This window comes from Clostridium sp. DL1XJH146 (genome assembly GCF_054819755.1).
In genome coordinates, this window is record NZ_JBTVVN010000009.1 from 20,003 (window position 1) to 36,325 (window position 16,323).

The 16,323-nt window shown below is 29.2% G+C and carries 17 protein-coding genes; 12 read left to right on the forward strand and 5 right to left on the reverse strand.

Features of this window, described 5'->3' with window-relative positions; all coding sequences use genetic code 11:
• Positions 1-12: 12 nt before the first annotated feature.
• The 6 genes from ACVHXK_RS06220 (at position 13) to def (ending at position 6,008) form a co-directional block, all read left to right on the forward strand.
• A complete protein-coding gene (locus tag ACVHXK_RS06220; protein ID WP_461205507.1) occupies positions 13-1,014 on the forward strand; it encodes a V-type ATP synthase subunit C in 1,002 nt (333 codons plus the stop codon).
• Positions 1,001-1,315, forward strand: coding sequence for a V-type ATP synthase subunit F (locus tag ACVHXK_RS06225; protein WP_461205597.1), 315 nt, complete (start codon positions 1,001-1,003; stop codon positions 1,313-1,315). Before ACVHXK_RS06220 ends, ACVHXK_RS06225 begins: the two co-directional genes overlap by 14 nt.
• A gap of 18 nt (positions 1,316-1,333) precedes the next feature.
• Positions 1,334-3,109 carry a V-type ATP synthase subunit A gene (locus ACVHXK_RS06230; protein ID WP_461205508.1) on the forward strand — a complete coding sequence of 592 codons (1,776 nt, stop codon included), beginning with the start codon at positions 1,334-1,336 and terminating at the stop codon, positions 3,107-3,109.
• Complete coding sequence (locus tag ACVHXK_RS06235; RefSeq protein WP_461205509.1) at positions 3,102-4,484, forward strand: V-type ATP synthase subunit B; 1,383 nt, start codon at positions 3,102-3,104, stop codon at positions 4,482-4,484. Before ACVHXK_RS06230 ends, ACVHXK_RS06235 begins: the two co-directional genes overlap by 8 nt.
• 2 nt (positions 4,485-4,486) lie before the next feature.
• Positions 4,487-5,140, forward strand: a complete 654-nt coding sequence (locus ACVHXK_RS06240; protein ID WP_461205510.1) for a V-type ATP synthase subunit D — start codon at positions 4,487-4,489, stop codon at positions 5,138-5,140.
• Positions 5,141-5,546: 406 nt separating this feature from the next.
• Entirely contained in the window at positions 5,547-6,008 is a 462-nt protein-coding gene (gene def, locus ACVHXK_RS06245) for a peptide deformylase (RefSeq protein WP_461205511.1), read from the forward strand.
• Between the two features lie 351 nt (positions 6,009-6,359).
• On the opposite strand, the gene ACVHXK_RS06250 is transcribed toward def, so the two are convergent.
• The 3 genes from ACVHXK_RS06250 to ACVHXK_RS06260 form a co-directional block, all read right to left on the reverse strand.
• Positions 6,360-6,647, reverse strand: a complete 288-nt coding sequence (locus tag ACVHXK_RS06250; RefSeq protein WP_461205512.1) for a hypothetical protein — start codon at positions 6,645-6,647, stop codon at positions 6,360-6,362.
• Positions 6,648-6,715: 68 nt separating this feature from the next.
• The gene (locus tag ACVHXK_RS06255; RefSeq protein ID WP_461205513.1) at positions 6,716-7,522 is read right to left on the reverse strand and encodes a lysostaphin resistance A-like protein; all 807 of its coding nucleotides are present in this window, start codon (positions 7,520-7,522) and stop codon (positions 6,716-6,718) included.
• A 239-nt stretch (positions 7,523-7,761) separates the two neighbouring features.
• Entirely contained in the window at positions 7,762-8,598 is an 837-nt protein-coding gene (locus ACVHXK_RS06260) for an SDR family oxidoreductase (RefSeq protein ID WP_461205514.1), read from the reverse strand.
• A 157-nt stretch (positions 8,599-8,755) separates the two neighbouring features.
• Here ACVHXK_RS06260 and ACVHXK_RS06265 point away from each other — a divergent pair, with 157 nt between their 5' ends.
• The 5 genes from ACVHXK_RS06265 to ACVHXK_RS06285 all read left to right on the forward strand — a co-directional run bounded on the left by ACVHXK_RS06265 (position 8,756) and on the right by ACVHXK_RS06285 (position 13,345).
• Positions 8,756-9,310 (forward strand): flavodoxin family protein, encoded by a 555-nt coding sequence (locus ACVHXK_RS06265; protein ID WP_461205515.1) that lies wholly within the window; start codon positions 8,756-8,758, stop codon positions 9,308-9,310.
• Positions 9,311-9,461: 151 nt separating this feature from the next.
• On the forward strand, positions 9,462-10,397 hold the full coding sequence (gene hprK / locus ACVHXK_RS06270) for an HPr(Ser) kinase/phosphatase (protein ID WP_461205516.1): 936 nt from the start codon (positions 9,462-9,464) through the stop codon (positions 10,395-10,397).
• Entirely contained in the window at positions 10,369-10,914 is a 546-nt protein-coding gene (locus ACVHXK_RS06275; RefSeq protein WP_461205517.1) for a 5-formyltetrahydrofolate cyclo-ligase, read from the forward strand. Before hprK ends, ACVHXK_RS06275 begins: the two co-directional genes overlap by 29 nt.
• 40 nt (positions 10,915-10,954) lie before the next feature.
• Positions 10,955-11,896 (forward strand): magnesium transporter CorA family protein, encoded by a 942-nt coding sequence (locus tag ACVHXK_RS06280; protein ID WP_461205518.1) that lies wholly within the window; start codon positions 10,955-10,957, stop codon positions 11,894-11,896.
• Positions 11,897-11,923: 27 nt separating this feature from the next.
• Entirely contained in the window at positions 11,924-13,345 is a 1,422-nt protein-coding gene (locus tag ACVHXK_RS06285; protein WP_461205519.1) for an aminopeptidase, read from the forward strand.
• 382 nt (positions 13,346-13,727) lie between these two features.
• On the opposite strand, the gene ACVHXK_RS06290 is transcribed toward ACVHXK_RS06285, so the two are convergent.
• Complete coding sequence (locus tag ACVHXK_RS06290; RefSeq protein ID WP_461205598.1) at positions 13,728-14,570, reverse strand: PHP domain-containing protein; 843 nt, start codon at positions 14,568-14,570, stop codon at positions 13,728-13,730.
• A gap of 96 nt (positions 14,571-14,666) precedes the next feature.
• Positions 14,667-15,392 (reverse strand): L,D-transpeptidase family protein, encoded by a 726-nt coding sequence (locus ACVHXK_RS06295; RefSeq protein ID WP_461205520.1) that lies wholly within the window; start codon positions 15,390-15,392, stop codon positions 14,667-14,669.
• Between the two features lie 142 nt (positions 15,393-15,534).
• Between ACVHXK_RS06295 and ACVHXK_RS06300 the strand changes: the two genes are divergently transcribed.
• Positions 15,535-16,317 (forward strand): DUF4912 domain-containing protein, encoded by a 783-nt coding sequence (locus ACVHXK_RS06300; RefSeq protein ID WP_461205521.1) that lies wholly within the window; start codon positions 15,535-15,537, stop codon positions 16,315-16,317.
• Positions 16,318-16,323: the final 6 nt, after the last annotated feature.

The window sequence follows — 16,323 nt, forward strand, 5'->3', positions numbered from 1 at the left end:
GGGAGGATAGCTATGAGTAATTTAACTTATGCTCAAGCGGTATCAAGGCTTAGAGCAATTGAATCTAAACTCCTTGATAATACAAAAATTGAAAGAATGATAGATAGTAAATCTGCAGAAGAAACTTTTAAATTACTTCAAGAAACTGAGTATGGTAATTATATGGCTCTCATAAAAAGACCAGAAGATTATGAAATACTTTTAAGCGATGAATTGAAAAGGCTTTATAATTTGATGTACGAAATATCACCAAATAAATTATTAATTGATGTTATGAGTCTAAGATATGATTATCATAATATTAAAGTAATTATGAAAGGAATAGCTTTAAATAAAGATTTAAGTAACCTAACTATTGAGGTTGCAACTATTCCTGTATCAAAACTAAAGTCTATGATTACATCAAAGGATTATTATGATTTTAATCTAATAATGAGAGAAGCCATTGAAAAAGTAGAAAAGTTAATTGAAGGTGAATATGACCCACAAGATATAGATATAATTTTAGATAATTATATGTATAAACATATTCTTTCTGCTGCTAGAGAAATCAATGAAGAATATTTAATGAAATATATAAAAATAAACATTGATTTAATTAATATAAAGACATTACTAAGAGTAAAGAAACAAAATAAAGGAAGAGACTTCCTTAAAAAAGTACTTATTGAAGGTGGGTCTATTGATTTAGATACTTTGATTTCTATGTTAAACGAATCTTTTGAGAATATAATTTCTAGACTGGACCACACAGACTACAATGGGGTGCTTAGACAAGGAATAGATGAATTTAATAAGACAGGCAAATTCAATCTTCTAGAAAAGCTTTCTGATAATTTTATTATGAATTTCATTAAGGATGCGAAATATGTTAGTTTTGGTGTTGAACCTTTAATTGCATATATATTTGCAAAGGAAAATGAAATTAAAGTTATTAGAATTATTATGGTAGGTAAGTTAAACAACATTGCGCCTGAAGTAATTAGAGAAAGGCTGCGTGATATATATGTATAAAATTGGAGTTGTAGGAGATAAAGATTCTATACTTGCATTTAAAGCTTTAGGAATTGAGGTTTTTCCAGTAATTGAAAAAGATGAAGCTAGGAAAACCGTTGATAAATTGGCTATGAATAAATATGCTGTTATTTTTATAACAGAACAAGTAGCTAAAGATATAGAAGAGACTATAGAAAGATATAACAGACAAACACTACCGGCGGTTATATTGATTCCAAGTAATCAAGGTTCTCTAAATATTGGTATGCAGAGAATAAGTGATAATGTGGAAAAAGCTGTAGGAGTTAATATTTTATAAGGAAGGTAGGTAAAGAACTTGAAGATCGGAAAAATCGTAAAAGTATCCGGTCCCTTAGTAATAGCTGAGGGTATGGAAGATGCAAATATATATGACGTTGTAAAAGTTGGTAATCAACGTCTTATTGGTGAAATTATAGAAATGAGAAGAGATAAGGCTTCTATTCAAGTATATGAAGAAACATCTGGTCTTGGACCTGGTGCTCCAGTTGAAACAACAGGAGAACCTTTAAGTGTTGAACTTGGACCTGGTCTTATTGAATCAATGTTTGATGGTATACAAAGACCTCTTGATAAGATAATGGAAAAAGCAGGTAGCTTTTTATCTAAAGGGGTAGAGGTTTCTGCACTTAATAGAGAAAAAAAATGGGAATTTAAGCCTACTCTAGCAGTAGGAGATGAAGTAAAAGCAGGATACATAATTGGTCTTGTTCAAGAAACAACTGTAATAGAGCATAAAGTTATGATTCCTTATGGTATTGAAGGAAAGATTACTGCAATTACAGAAGGTGAATATACTATAGAAGATACTGTTTGTGAAGTTGAAACAGTAGATGGAGTAAAAAAAGTTACAATGCTTCAAAAATGGCCTGTAAGAAAAGGTAGACCATATAAATCAAAAATTAATCCTGAAGAACCAATGGTTACAGGACAAAGAATAGTAGATACATTCTTCCCAGTTGCAAAAGGTGGTACTGCATGTGTACCAGGACCTTTTGGTAGTGGTAAGACAGTTGTTCAACATCAGCTTGCTAAATGGGGAGATGCTGAAATAGTTGTCTATATCGGATGTGGAGAGCGTGGAAATGAAATGACAGACGTTCTTAATGAATTCCCAGAACTTAAAGACCCTAAAACTGGTGAAATTCTTATGAAAAGAACAGTACTTATAGCAAATACTTCAAATATGCCAGTTGCTGCCCGTGAAGCATCTATATATACAGGTATTACTATAGCAGAATATTTTAGAGATATGGGATATTCAGTTGCCTTGATGGCTGATTCAACTTCGCGTTGGGCTGAGTCTTTAAGAGAAATGTCTGGTAGACTTGAAGAAATGCCTGGTGATGAAGGTTACCCTGCATATCTAGGATCAAGACTTGCAGACTTCTACGAAAGAGCTGGTAAAGTAGTTTGTCTTAGTGAAGATGATAGAGAAGGTGCTTTAACTGCAATCGGTGCTGTATCTCCAGCAGGTGGAGATATTTCAGAGCCAGTATCTCAAGCAACTTTAAGAATAGTTAAAGTTTTCTGGGGACTTGATGCTCAACTTGCTTATAAGAGACACTTCCCAGCTATTAACTGGTTGAGTTCTTATTCATTATACCTTGAAAAAGTAGGTTCATGGATGAATAGAAATGTATCAGATGAATGGGTTGCACTTAGAACTAGAGCAATGTTACTTCTTCAAGAAGAAGCATCTTTAGATGAGATAGTAAGACTTGTAGGTTTGGATGCTTTATCAGAAGGAGATAGACTAAAACTAGAAGTTGCAAAATCATTAAGAGAAGATTATTTGATGCAAAATGCCTTCCATGACATTGATACTTATGCATCACTAAACAAACAATATAGAATGTTGAAGTTAGTTCTACAATTCCAGGATGAAGCTGAAAAGGCGTTAAAAGCTGGAGTTTATTTAAAAGATATTATTGCCATGGATGATGTTAAAGATAAAATCGCTAGAGCTAAATATATCGACGAAGATCATTTAGATAACATCGATGTAATAGGCAAAGAATTAACTGAGGCAATGGATAAGTTAATTGAAGAAGGCGGTGTTGTGAATGCTTAAGGAATATAAAACCGTTACTGAAGTTGTAGGACCTTTAATGCTTGTAGAAGGAGTTAAGGGAGTAACTTACGACGAACTTGTTGAAATCCAATTACAAAATGGTGAGATGAGACATGGTAAGGTACTTGAAATAAATCTTGACAAAGCTCTTGTTCAAATTTTTGAGGGTTCAACAGGAATCAACTTAAAAGGAACAAAAGCAAGATTTTTGGGAAGACCTCTTGAAATAGGTGTTTCAGAAGATATGCTTGGAAGAGTATTTGATGGAATTGGAAGACCAAAAGATGGTGGACCAAAAATAATTGCTGATGCTAAAATGGATATTAATGGTGAAGCTATTAATCCGTACGCTAGAGATTATCCATCAGAGTTTATCCAAACTGGAATATCTGCTATTGATGGACTTAATACACTTGTAAGAGGACAGAAATTACCAGTTTTCTCTGGTTCAGGACTTCCTCATGCAGAACTTGCTGCACAAATTGCAAGACAAGCAAAAGTTTTAAAATCTGATTCAAAGTTTGCCGTTGTATTTGCTGCGATGGGTATTACTTTCGAAGAAGCTCAATACTTCGTTGAAGATTTTACAAAAACAGGTGCGATTGATAGAACAGTTCTATTTATGAACTTAGCAAATGATCCAGCTGTTGAACGTATAGCTACTCCTAGAATGGCTCTAACTACTGCTGAATATCTAGCTTATGAAAGAGGAATGCACGTACTTGTAATTATGACTGATATTACAAACTATTGTGAAGCTCTTCGTGAAGTATCAGCTGCTAGAAAAGAAGTTCCAGGTAGAAGAGGATATCCAGGATATTTATATACTGACCTTTCTACATTATATGAAAGAGCTGGAAGAATTAAAGGTAAAGAAGGTTCTATTACACAAATACCTATATTAACAATGCCAGAAGATGATAAAACTCACCCTATTCCTGACCTTACAGGATATATTACAGAGGGACAAATAATTCTTTCAAGAGAATTGTACAAAAAAGGTATAATGCCTCCAATAGATGTTTTGCCATCACTTTCTAGACTTAAAGATAAAGGTATTGGTAAAGAAAAAACAAGAGAAGACCATGCAGATACTATGAATCAATTGTTTGCAGCTTATGCTCAAGGAAAGCAAGCGAAAGAATTGGCAGTTATCTTAGGTGAATCAGCACTTTCAGATGCAGATAAAGCTTTTGCTAAGTTTGCTGAAGCCTTTGAAAAACAATATGTAGCTCAAGGGTTTGATAGTAATAGAGGGATTGAAGAAACTCTTGCTCTAGGATGGAAACTTCTTAAAATACTTCCAAGAACAGAGCTTAAGAGAATTAGAGACGAGTATTTAGAGAAATACTTAGATGAAAAAGAAGGTGAGTAAAAATGGCAAGGTTGAATGTAAACCCAACCAGAATGGAACTCACAAAACTTAAAAAAAGATTGACTACTGCAACAAGAGGACATAAATTACTTAAAGATAAGCAAGATGAACTTATGAGAAGATTTATTGAGCTTATTAAGTATAATAATAAACTTAGGAAAGAAGTAGAAGAAATGTTATCTTATTCTTTCAATGATTTTGTAATGGCTAGAGCTTTAATGTCTTCAGAATTATTAGAAGAGGCTATAGCTTATCCGAAAGAACATATAACAGTTGATGTAACTACTAAGAATGTTATGAGTGTTAATGTTCCTAAAATGGAATTTAAGAGAAAGCTTGAAGATGATGAGGGAAGTATATATCCATATGGATTTGCAAGTACTTCAGCAGAATTAGATGGTTCTCTAGAAAAGCTTTATAGTATATTACCAAAATTACTTGAACTTGCAGAAGTAGAAAAATCTTGCCAACTTATGGCAGATGAAATTGAAAAAACAAGAAGAAGAGTTAACGCTCTTGAGTATATGACTATTCCACAACTTCAAGAAACAATCAAGTATATAAACATGAAGCTTGGTGAAAATGAAAGAGGAGCTCTTACTAGACTTATGAAAGTTAAGAGTATGATGGAAGAAGCAGAAGCACAGAAAGGCTAGTTATTAAACTACATTGCAGATATTTGCGGTGTAGTTTTTTTGCGTAGAAAAAATAGAGATATTAAAAAAATGCACAAGGCACTTATAAGAAAAAAATGCACAATGCACAATGCACAATGCACAATTGTGGATGAAATTTTTTAGCGGAGCTAAAAAATTTCTTTAATTTATAAAAGATTAAAAGATTAAAAGATTAAAAGATTAATGATTCAATGTTTTGGTAAATTTAAACAAAGATTTTCTGACCAACGGGAAGAAAATCATCCTTAATTGTGCATTGTGCATTGTAAATTGTGCATTATCTTTTAAAGTGCATTATCTTTTAAAGTGCATTATCTTTTAAAGTGCATTATCATTTAAAGTTTGCTATAATTTAAGTATAAAATAATGATTTGGAGTTGATTTTTTGGCAGTTAAGGAAATTGTGACGGTTGAAAATCCTGTTTTGAGGAGAAAAAGTAGAAGAATAACTGAAATCAATGCTGAAGTGAAAAACTTGATTAAGGATTTAAAGGATACTTTATATGCAGGGGATGGAGTAGGTCTTGCAGCACCTCAAATTGGCGTACTTATGAGAGTTTTTATCGTTGATTTAAGAGAAGGTGATGGAGCTACTGTGATTATTAATCCTAAAATAACTAAAAAGGTTGGTAAACATGATGATATAGAAGGATGTCTTAGTTATCCTGGATATGAGGGGACTGTAACAAGGCCTAAGAAAATAGTAATAGTAGGACAAAATGAGAAAGGTAATTTAGTAAAATATGAAGTATCAGGGCTACTAGCACGTGCATTTTGCCATGAAACAGATCATCTTGATGGGATTATGTATATGGATATGGCAAAGAAAGTGTATAAGATAGAATAACAATGCACAATGCACAATGCACAATGCACAATGCACAATTGAGGAGGATTTTGCTAGCGCAAAATCTTTAAATTAAGTTAAAAGATTTTTATAATGGGCTATCTTGGGATACAATCTGAGATGGTCTTTTATTTTACATTTTTATATACTAAATTAGCAATAATAATACAGCCTAATAAATACATTATATAGCTTATATATAATACAATTTGTATACACTGATTAACTTTATTAATTAAGATAAAAAATAAAGTTAATAATACAGGGGCGTACATTAGATATATTAATAAAGGTTTATTTTTTTTGAATTTTGTCATTTATATATTTACCTCCAATAGTATCAGCTTGTTTTTATAAGCTATAATTTTGAGAATTTTTTTTAGGAGTAGTTTGTCCTGCAACAGCAACTAAAGGTCCTGCAATTATGCCTATAATAACGTCACCATAGTCTTTTGTAGCATCAAAATTATTTGTAATATGAAAAGTAAGTGTAGCTAAACTTAGTAAAAACAAATAAGAAATTAATCTTTTTTTAGTAGTATTTATATGTTTTTTTATGTTTATTTTATTGAAAATAAAATCGAAAATAAAGTATGAAATTAGCATTGCTGGTAGAGTAAATATTATATAATTTTTCATAATCAAACATTCCTTTTTAAAATTCAATTTTAGAAAACTACATAAATGGATATTAGACCTTATTATATTTAATATTTGTTTTTGAATAGCTTGTCTAAGTTATAAACTCCAAAAATAAATATTACAATACTTAAAATATCAATCCATATAGGAAGAAAAGAAATATTACTGTAATCAGATATATAATTTGGATTAAATAATTTAAACAAATCTTCAGTTATGAAACCTAAAAAATTGAAAAATGAATGAGATATAATACATATTAGTAAAGAATTAGTTTTATAATAACACCAGCCAATAAAAATTCCTGCTAAGGTAGCTGCAAGAAATTGCCAAGGATTAAAATGCATTATTCCAAATAATAAGGATGATAAAAATATTGCTTTTTTATAAGAATAGTGTTTTAAGAAACCCTTTAAAATTAGTCCTCTGAAAAGAAGTTCTTCCATTATTGGTGCTAAAATTACAATACATAAAAATAATTGTACTGGTTTATTTTGCGAATTAAAAGTATTATTAAACACTTCAAGCCAAAAACCTTTAATAGGAATAAATATTGTTAGTAGATTAGTTAATTCAGATACTATTATTGATAGTGATAAAATAGTTAATAATATTGATATTATCTTTCTGAAAGAAAGAGGTTTTGTGGATAAGTAAACTTTAAATGAAATTTTATACTGTAGTTTTAACCAAGCAATTATAAGTAATAGACAAAATAATTTTATTACCGCAGAAACTAATAGACTTGAATTTATAGTATGGTGACCGTATATATAAATAAGGTAACAAAAATTAGATAAAAATAGATAAGCAAATAAAATTAATATTGCATTTTTTATTTTAGGGTAGTATTCTTGTTTTTCCCTTAGCATTACTATCAACCTCTCTGTACAAAAAAATGTTTATATACAATATACTTCCTTTAATTATAAAATAATGGAAAGAGTATGTAAAGATATTTTAATGGACTAACTGTTACTATATAAGACTACAATATATTTTTTGTACAAAAGAGTTATGTAGTTCTAAGTTTTGAATATGTGTAATTAGAAGTGAAAGAAGGTCCCTCTAAGAATAGAATCTATGCGGAACCTTACTGCTTTTGAAGATGTCAATCAATATTTGATGGAGATAGCATTGTTTCTAATCTATCTTGCCAGTTGGGGTAGTCGATTTCTAGACAATTATTTATTAAAGATGTATCTAATACAGAGTATTCAGGTCTTCTTGCAAAATTACTTAGATAGTTTGAAGGAATTTCTACTATGTTTTTCTTTATATTGAGATAATTGAATATTCTTTCTACTAATATTGACTTTTTAATTGGATCTGGATTTGCACAATTGTATATTCCGTAGTAATCTGTGCTTATCAATTTTGATATTGAAGAGTATATATCTTCTATACAAGTTGGTGAGCCGATTTCGGAAGAACACATAAAGAGGTCACTGTGTATGTTTTGAAGAATTTTATTCATAAATTCATTCTTTCTACCAAGAATCCATCCACAACGAATTATAAAATATTTTTCGCACACATTTTGAATTAGTTTTTCTCCAGCCAGCTTTGATTTTCCATAATTATTTATTGGATTGCATTCATCAGTTTCAAAGTATGGAGCATCTTTTGACTCGCCATAAACAGAATAGGAGGATAAATACACCAGTGGTATGTTTAAACTTTTACAAACATAGGCTAAGTTTACTGCAGATATTGAGTTATCTCTGTAGGCCACTTTAGGTTCAATTTCACATTTCTCATAGTCATTCTCCTCAAATAGATCTATAACCAATTCTGAGTTAGTAGTTTTTGCTATACTATAGAGACGTGATTTATTGAAGATTATTTCATTATCTTCTTCTATATAGTACACATTATTCTCTGTCTTGAATTGATTGAAGAGTGTACTACCAATATAATTTTTTTTCCCAATGATTAGAATATTCATTTAAAACCCCCAGTTTTAAATTATTGAAGCTATAAGGTATCTAGTATAATATATTTAATAAGTTACTATTTTATTAATAAGTTTTTTATTTATATTGAAATTATAAAATATTACTAAAGAAGAATATAAAATATAATTCAAGAAATGAGGTAATTTAATGAAAACACTGATAATTAATTGTTCGCCAAGAAAAAAAGGTGATAGTTCTAGGATTTCATCTTTTATTTTTTCAAAGATCAAAGGAGAAGTTGAAATAATAGAAACACAAAGCTTAAATATAAGACCTTGTATGGATTGTAAATATTGCTATAACCAGTTTTTAAAATGTTCGATAGATGATGAAATGGTTGATATATATGAAAAATTTATTTTGTATGATAATATAATAATTGTATCTCCAGTCTATTTTGCAGGGTTTCCATCTACTTTTAAAATGCTATTAGATAGGATGCAAGTATTTTGGAGTGCTAAGTATATATTGAAAAAAAAGGTAAGGGAAAAAAACATACAAATCGCAACTATTTTCATATCTGGTGGTGATTATAAAAAGAATTTTATAGGAATGGAGACAAACATAGAATATTTAGGCAAATCTCTAGATGCAATTTATAAACATAGAATATTTATTAAGAATACCGATAAAGAAATTTGGGAAAATAATAAAAATATAGTAAATCAATTGTTGTATTTATCTAAAAATTTGGTTGTATAGGTTGTTTTATGAAAGTTTTTATGAAATAATGTATAATTGAGATAAATAAGATTAGACAAAATAGGATAGAAAAACATTATTAATGGGACATTGATAATTGTATTTTTGACAGTAGATAATAATAATTAATACTGAAAGGAGAATATAACTAATGGGCGTGAGTATAAAGAAATTAATAAAAGATTTAAGTATGGAAATAATTGTAGAAGGAAATGAAGATGTAGACATAAAAGTGTCAAATGTTAATAGACCAGGATTACAATTAGCGGGTTTTTATAACTATTTTGCGCAAGAAAGAATTCAGATTATAGGGAAAGCAGAGTGGAGCTTTCTTGATTCAATGCATACATCAATAAGAAAAAAAAGACTAGATAAATTCTTTAAATTTAAGACTCCATGTATTATTTATTCAAGAGATTTAGAACCACAAATAGAATTAATAGAAAATGCTAAAGAAAAACACACATGGGTTTTAAAGACTAATATGGTAACTACTAAATTTACTAATAGATTGATGAACTATTTAGATAAAGAATTAGCTCCAGAGGTAAGGATGCATGGAGTTTTGGTAGATATTTATGGAACAGGTATCTTAATTATTGGAGAGAGTGGAATAGGCAAAAGTGAAACAGCCTTAGAATTGATAAAAAGAGGTCATAGACTTGTTGCAGATGATGCTGTTGATATGAAGGAAGTTGATGGTGAATTGCATGGAACAGCACCGTATATTACTTCAGGAATGATGGAAGTAAGGGGGATGGGCATTATTGATGTCCCAGCAATTTATGGTATGAGTTCCGTTCTAGATGAAAAGATTATTGATTTTATAATTTACTTAGAGCAATGGAAAGAGCATGAAAGTTATGATAGGTTAGGTATAGATAATGAGTATATGGAAATATTAAAAGTTCCAGTTAAAAGAATTAGGATACCTATTAGACCTGGTCGAAATGTAGCTGTTATTATAGAAGCGGCTGCAGCAAATTTCAGGTATTCAAGCATATCAAAAGAATCTCCGGTGGAAACGATTGATAGAAGAATGAGAGAGGTTATTGCAATTGAATCAAAAAGAAATAATAAGAAATAAAATTATGTATGTTAGAGATAATTTAAGTAAAGAAGAAAAAGAAAAATATGATAGTATTATTTTAAAAAAATTAATTAATTCAGATATATTTAAGAATTCAAAAATAATTTTTACATATGTTAGTATGCAAAATGAAATTAATACTATTGATTTAATACAAAATTGTTTTAAAAATAACAAAGTTGTATGTGTGCCGAAAGTTAATCCTAAGGAAAAGGTAATGAATGCGTATCAAATCAAATCTTTAAGTGAATTAACAGAGGGGCATTTTGGAGTTTTAGAGCCAAAAGAAGGAAATAGAATTGAGCCTTATAAAATAGATTTAGCTATATTTCCAGGTTTAGCTTTTGACAAAGAAGGTTATAGAATAGGATACGGTGGAGGATATTATGATAAATATTTTTCACAAAATAATATTACTGCAAGGAAAATTGCTTTGGCATATGAATTTCAAATAATGAATGATATACCTAGTGAGAAACATGATATCGCAGTAAATTGCATAATCACCAATTGATGTGGAATAATAATATCAAAAGGGTTAAATTGGTGATTTTATGCAGATATTTGACTTAAAGAATAATTTTAGTTTGCTGGATAAAGAGGTAGTTAAAAAAGAATATCAATTATGGATTTATGCAAATAAAGAAGAAATAGAAGAAGTAATTAAAGAATATGATTTAAATAATAATATTTTATTAGAATTTATGAATAAAGGTACAAAGCCATCTAAAATAATTATTTATGATAAATGTATTTATCTTAGTTTGAACCTTTTGCAAATTAATAACAAAAGGATTAATTGTGAAGATATTGATATTATTTATACTGGAGATAAAGTGATTACTATATTAGGAAAAGATTTTGGCTTTATTGAAGAATTGATAAATGATATTCATAGTAAAAAAAATTGTGGTATATTAAAGGATAAAACATCAGCAATTTTTGTTTTTTATTATGTTATTGACAGAGTTATAGTAAATAATTATGAAGCTATTGCAGAGTTAGAGATAGAAGCTGACAAAATTGAAATATCAATATTAAAAAACCCTATGAAGGAACATGTGGATAAATTAATCTCTTTTAGAAGACAAGTATACACTATAAGAAAAAATTTAAATCCAATGAGGTATATAGGCGATTCACTTACTAGAAAAGATAATAAGATGATTGAAAATCAGTATATATCATATTTTTCTGATCTAAAAGATAGGATAGATAAATTAATGGATTCGCTAGATAATCTAGTGCAAGATTTAGCTTTAGTTAGAGAGGCTTTTGAATCTGAAGTTTCAAATAAAACTAATGAGATAATGAAAGTGTTCACAATAGTCACAAGTATTTTTCTACCGCTGAACTTAATTACAAGTATGCAAGGAATGAATTTCAAGAAAATGCCATTAATAAAATATGATTATGGCTATTTTTATATGTTATTATTTATGATTGTAATAAGTATTATATTAATTATAATATTTAAAAAGAAAAAATGGCTTTGATTGTTTAAAATTAAGGAGGAAATATAAATGACAGAAAAGAAAAAAGTAGAAGAGAATGAATTAGAAAAAAAGTATGATTTAGCTTGGGATATATATTCAGAGGAAGACTTAGTGAAATTGGATATTTTAAATGATAAATATATTGAATTTATGTCTAAGTGTAAGACAGAAAGAGAATGTGTAGACGAATTTGTTATTATAGCTGAAAAAAATGGGTACACAAATATTGAGAAATTAATAAAAGAGAAAAAGCAAGTAGTTAAAGAAGATAAAGTATATTATTCTTTCAAAAACAAAGCTTTGATACTTTTTAATATTGGAGAAGAAAAGTTAGAAGATGGCATGAATATTCTATGTTCTCATGTTGATTCACCAAGAATAGATTTAAAACAAAATCCATTGTATGAAGATTCAGATTTAGCTTTGTTTGATACTCATTATTATGGTGGAATAAAAAAATATCAATGGGTAGCTACACCTTTATCAATTCATGGTGTGGTAGTTAAGAAAGATGGTTCTATAGTTAATATTGTAGTAGGTGAAGAACTTAGCGACCCAGTTATTGGTGTGCAAGATTTGTTGGTACATTTATCTAAAGACCAACTAAAGAAAACTTTAGATGAAGGCGTTACTGGAGAAGATTTAAATCTTCTTATTGGAAGTATGCCTATTAAAGATAAAGAAGTAAAGAATAGAGTGAAACTAAATATATTAAATATATTAAATGAAAAATATGGTATAAATGAAGAAGATTTTGTTTCAGCTGAAATTGAAATCGTGCCAGCAGGTCCGGCAAGACATTATGGATTAGATAAGAGTATGGTTATGGCGTATGGACATGATGATAGAGTTTGTGCATATACTTCTGTAGAAGCAATGTTAAATGTGGAGAAAGTTAAAAAGACTGCAGTAACTTTACTAGTTGATAAAGAAGAAATTGGAAGTGTAGGTTCAACTGGCATGCACGGATTATTTTTTGAAAATGCTGTAGCTGAACTTATGAATTTAACTGGTGATTATTCTGAACTAAAATTGAGAAGAGCACTTTTAAACTCTAAAATGCTTTCATCAGATGTAAGTGCAGCATTTGATCCTAATTATGCAGGAGCCTATGAAAAGAAAAATTCAGCCTTTTTAGGTAAAGGAATTGTTTTTAATAAATATACAGGTTCAAGAGGTAAATCTGGTTGTAATGATGCTAATCCAGAATTTATAGCAGAAATAAGAGGAATTATGGCAAAACACAATGTAGTTTGGCAAACATCAGAATTAGGTAAGGTAGATCAAGGTGGCGGTGGTACTATAGCCTATATTGCAGCTAAATATGGAATGGAAGTAATAGATTGTGGGGTTCCGGTACTAAGCATGCATGCGCCAAATGAAGTTGTTTCAAAAGCTGATGTTTATGAAACAATGAAAGGGTATGAAGCGTTTATAAAAGAAGCATAGATAATTCAATGCACAATGCAAGATGCACAATCAAAAGATAAATAAATGTTAGCAATTAGCAATTAGCAATTTGCAATTAAGGATAATTTTGCTACGCAAAATTTTTGAGTTAATTAAATTAAAGATTCTCGTTGCAAGACGATAATTATCCACAATTGCAAATTGTACATTGCAAATTATTCATAAAAAAACTATAAAACTAACAAATCTTATTATTATCAAAAATTCTTTAAAACATAGCACAATTATAAAAGAGGTGATTAGATGGATGAAATTTATCAGTTTATAAAGGCTCCTGAGAATTCTAAGAAGGTTTATGTTGTATTTGTTATCATTGGTATTGGGATGATTCTAAACCTCATTAAAAGGGTAAGAGATGAGATTAAGAAGAAGTAATTCCAATAGCTTCGACAAGAATTCTAAGATCATCGCCTTTAAGAGGACAACTTCCTATATATCCATGTTTACCATCATTATCATGAAGACCATGGTAATCAGATCCTGCCGTTATTATTTTATTGTATTTATTAGCTAAAAGTCTAAATTTTGCTTCGTCCCCATGTTTATTTAGTGGGTATTTAGCTTCTACACCATCAAAATCGAGTTTAAACAATTCTTCAATAGTAACTTTTTTCACTAGTGTTGGATGAGCTAAGACTACAAAACCTCCAAGAGATTTCAACATTTTTATTGCATCTTCAGTAGTAATTTTTTTGTTTGGAATATATGCAGGACTATCATCCCCAATTAAATTATCAAATATATAATTCCAAGTTAAATTGTATCCAGCATCTATAATTGCGCTAGCTAAGTGAGGTCTACCAAGAACTCCATGCGATTTTTTAAGTACTTTTTCAAAATCTAATTTTATGTCAAAAATCTCGTCTAAGTTTTCAATGATTTTTTTCCCTCTATAAGTTCTGTAATCTTGAAAAGATTTAAGAGAATCTATCAATTGAGGGCTATCGTAATTATTACTGTTAAAGTATGCAAGAACATGGACACTTATATTATTATATTGAGTTGACATTTCGATTCCAGGAATAACCTTCACACCTAGTTTTCTACCAATTTCAATAGCTTCTTTGTTTCCCGATATATTATCATGATCAGTTATTGCTATTATATCTAAGTTAACTTTTGATGCTAAAGTTACTAACTCTGACGAAGAAAGCTTTCCATCAGATGCCAATGTATGTAAATGAAAATCACCTTTATTAAATATATTATCACTTCCTTATTTAGTATAATAATAAGTATAACATAATTAATATTTACATAAGAAAGTTTTTTGTTTTTATAAGGTGTACTTGGAATAATATTAGTCAATAAGTTCTACTCCTAGTTTTTCATAAAATGTCCAATCAACATAGTCGTTAATAGGCAAGCTGTTATCTTTTTTGAATTTGTGAACTACTTGTTTAAAGTAATCACCATATAGCCCATCAGGATTAGCATTGTAATAGCCCTTTTCTTTTAAAATTCTTTGAAGTTCATATACATCAGCGCCTCTCATGCCTGGTTTTAGTTTTCTAAGATATGACCCGAAATTTCCAAATGGACCAGCCCATATAATAACTTTTGTTCCATGTTTGGTTATTTTATAAAGTTCAGCTACATCTTTGTTCCACATTCTAATGCAACCATGCGAAGAGTTCCAACCGATAGAATTAGGATAAATAGTACCATGTATACCAAATTTACCCCAAGGAACATTGAAACCCATCCAACGGCCACCAAAGCCTTCACCCCAAGTACCCTTGCTTATTACGGTCCATGTACCTATAGGTGACGGAGATATTGGTGCACCACCTGCTATAGTATATGTTTTTATGATTTTACCATCTTGGAATACATTCATAATACTGTCTACAACATCTACTAATATTACTATTGGTTTGCTAGAATCGTAATTTTCTATATCGACTTGGATTTCATAATTACTTTCTTCAGCATACACTGGTGTAATCATAAATAGACAAGAAAAAATAATAGAAAATATAAATAATTTTTGTGAACTTTTAAATAATTTCATACAAATATTCATATATATATAATCAACTCCTATAGGTATTATTATCAGCATTTAAATTTTTTTTATGATATGTTTAGTACAATTAATCATTTATTTTTGAATATTTTCATTTTTAATGTATAATTAAATATAAAAGAATGAAGAGGTGATATTAGTGCATTTTTATGATAAAATTTCTATTGTTTTGATGGTACAAGGTACATTTGATTTGTTTTGTTATTTTAGTGTTTCTCCAGATGCAATTTATGGTTTCGAGGTGAAATATGGGGTAGGGTCATGGAATGGTTCACAGCCCATTTTGAAAGTTAAGAAGATGGTAGATGGTAAGGACATAGAGATTAAAAGCAAAGAAATAAATAAATTTGATACTAGCTCTTTTATAAAATTGGAAGAAGACAATATTGATGTATTTGTTGAATATGGAAGAAAATTATTTGGACATGATTACGTGGCATTGGCAAGTTCTAATATGGTATCAACTCCAAGAAGTAGCAATTCAAAAGAAGATTTAATCTATTTCGTTGAATTAGAAAATAACCAAGTTTCTACGATTAATACAGAAAAGTTTGATAGTGAAGATTTTATTAATGAATCATTTAGTGTTTCTGATGAAACAAGTAATATTATATTAGGTAATAATATTTCATCAAGTATTAACATAAATGATGTAAATAATAATAAAAGCGGAGAGAGTAAATATAATTTTGGTATTAGATATAGTATATCCGCAGATGATCTTATTTCTAATAATGTACTTAAAGAAAGTAGCTTTATAAACATAGAAGAAACTAGTAGAATGTATTCTTCATCAGATAATATTGATACTAATTCATATTATTCTAATAAAGACAAATTTGAGGATAATGAAAATATAGAATTTTTCAAGCAACACTTTTATAATATTAATAGAATATATAAAACAAGTTCTTCAAAATAAAGCAAG

What these genes read in the sequence shown, in the direction of transcription:
- ACVHXK_RS06220 (WP_461205507.1), top strand. Translation starts at nt 13, where the DNA reads ATGAGTAATTTAACTTATGCTCAAGCGGTATCAAGGCTTAGAGCAATT.
- ACVHXK_RS06235 (WP_461205509.1), top strand. Translation starts at nt 3,102, where the DNA reads ATGCTTAAGGAATATAAAACCGTTACTGAAGTTGTAGGACCTTTAATG.
- ACVHXK_RS06240 (WP_461205510.1), top strand. Translation starts at nt 4,487, where the DNA reads ATGGCAAGGTTGAATGTAAACCCAACCAGAATGGAACTCACAAAACTT.
- ACVHXK_RS06250 (WP_461205512.1), bottom strand. Translation starts at nt 6,647, where the DNA reads ATGAAAAATTATATAATATTTACTCTACCAGCAATGCTAATTTCATAC.
- ACVHXK_RS06255 (WP_461205513.1), bottom strand. Translation starts at nt 7,522, where the DNA reads ATGCTAAGGGAAAAACAAGAATACTACCCTAAAATAAAAAATGCAATA.
- ACVHXK_RS06260 (WP_461205514.1), bottom strand. Translation starts at nt 8,598, where the DNA reads ATGAATATTCTAATCATTGGGAAAAAAAATTATATTGGTAGTACACTC.
- ACVHXK_RS06265 (WP_461205515.1), top strand. Translation starts at nt 8,756, where the DNA reads ATGAAAACACTGATAATTAATTGTTCGCCAAGAAAAAAAGGTGATAGT.
- hprK (WP_461205516.1), top strand. Translation starts at nt 9,462, where the DNA reads ATGGGCGTGAGTATAAAGAAATTAATAAAAGATTTAAGTATGGAAATA.
- ACVHXK_RS06280 (WP_461205518.1), top strand. Translation starts at nt 10,955, where the DNA reads ATGCAGATATTTGACTTAAAGAATAATTTTAGTTTGCTGGATAAAGAG.
- ACVHXK_RS06285 (WP_461205519.1), top strand. Translation starts at nt 11,924, where the DNA reads ATGACAGAAAAGAAAAAAGTAGAAGAGAATGAATTAGAAAAAAAGTAT.
- ACVHXK_RS06295 (WP_461205520.1), bottom strand. Translation starts at nt 15,392, where the DNA reads ATGAATATTTGTATGAAATTATTTAAAAGTTCACAAAAATTATTTATA.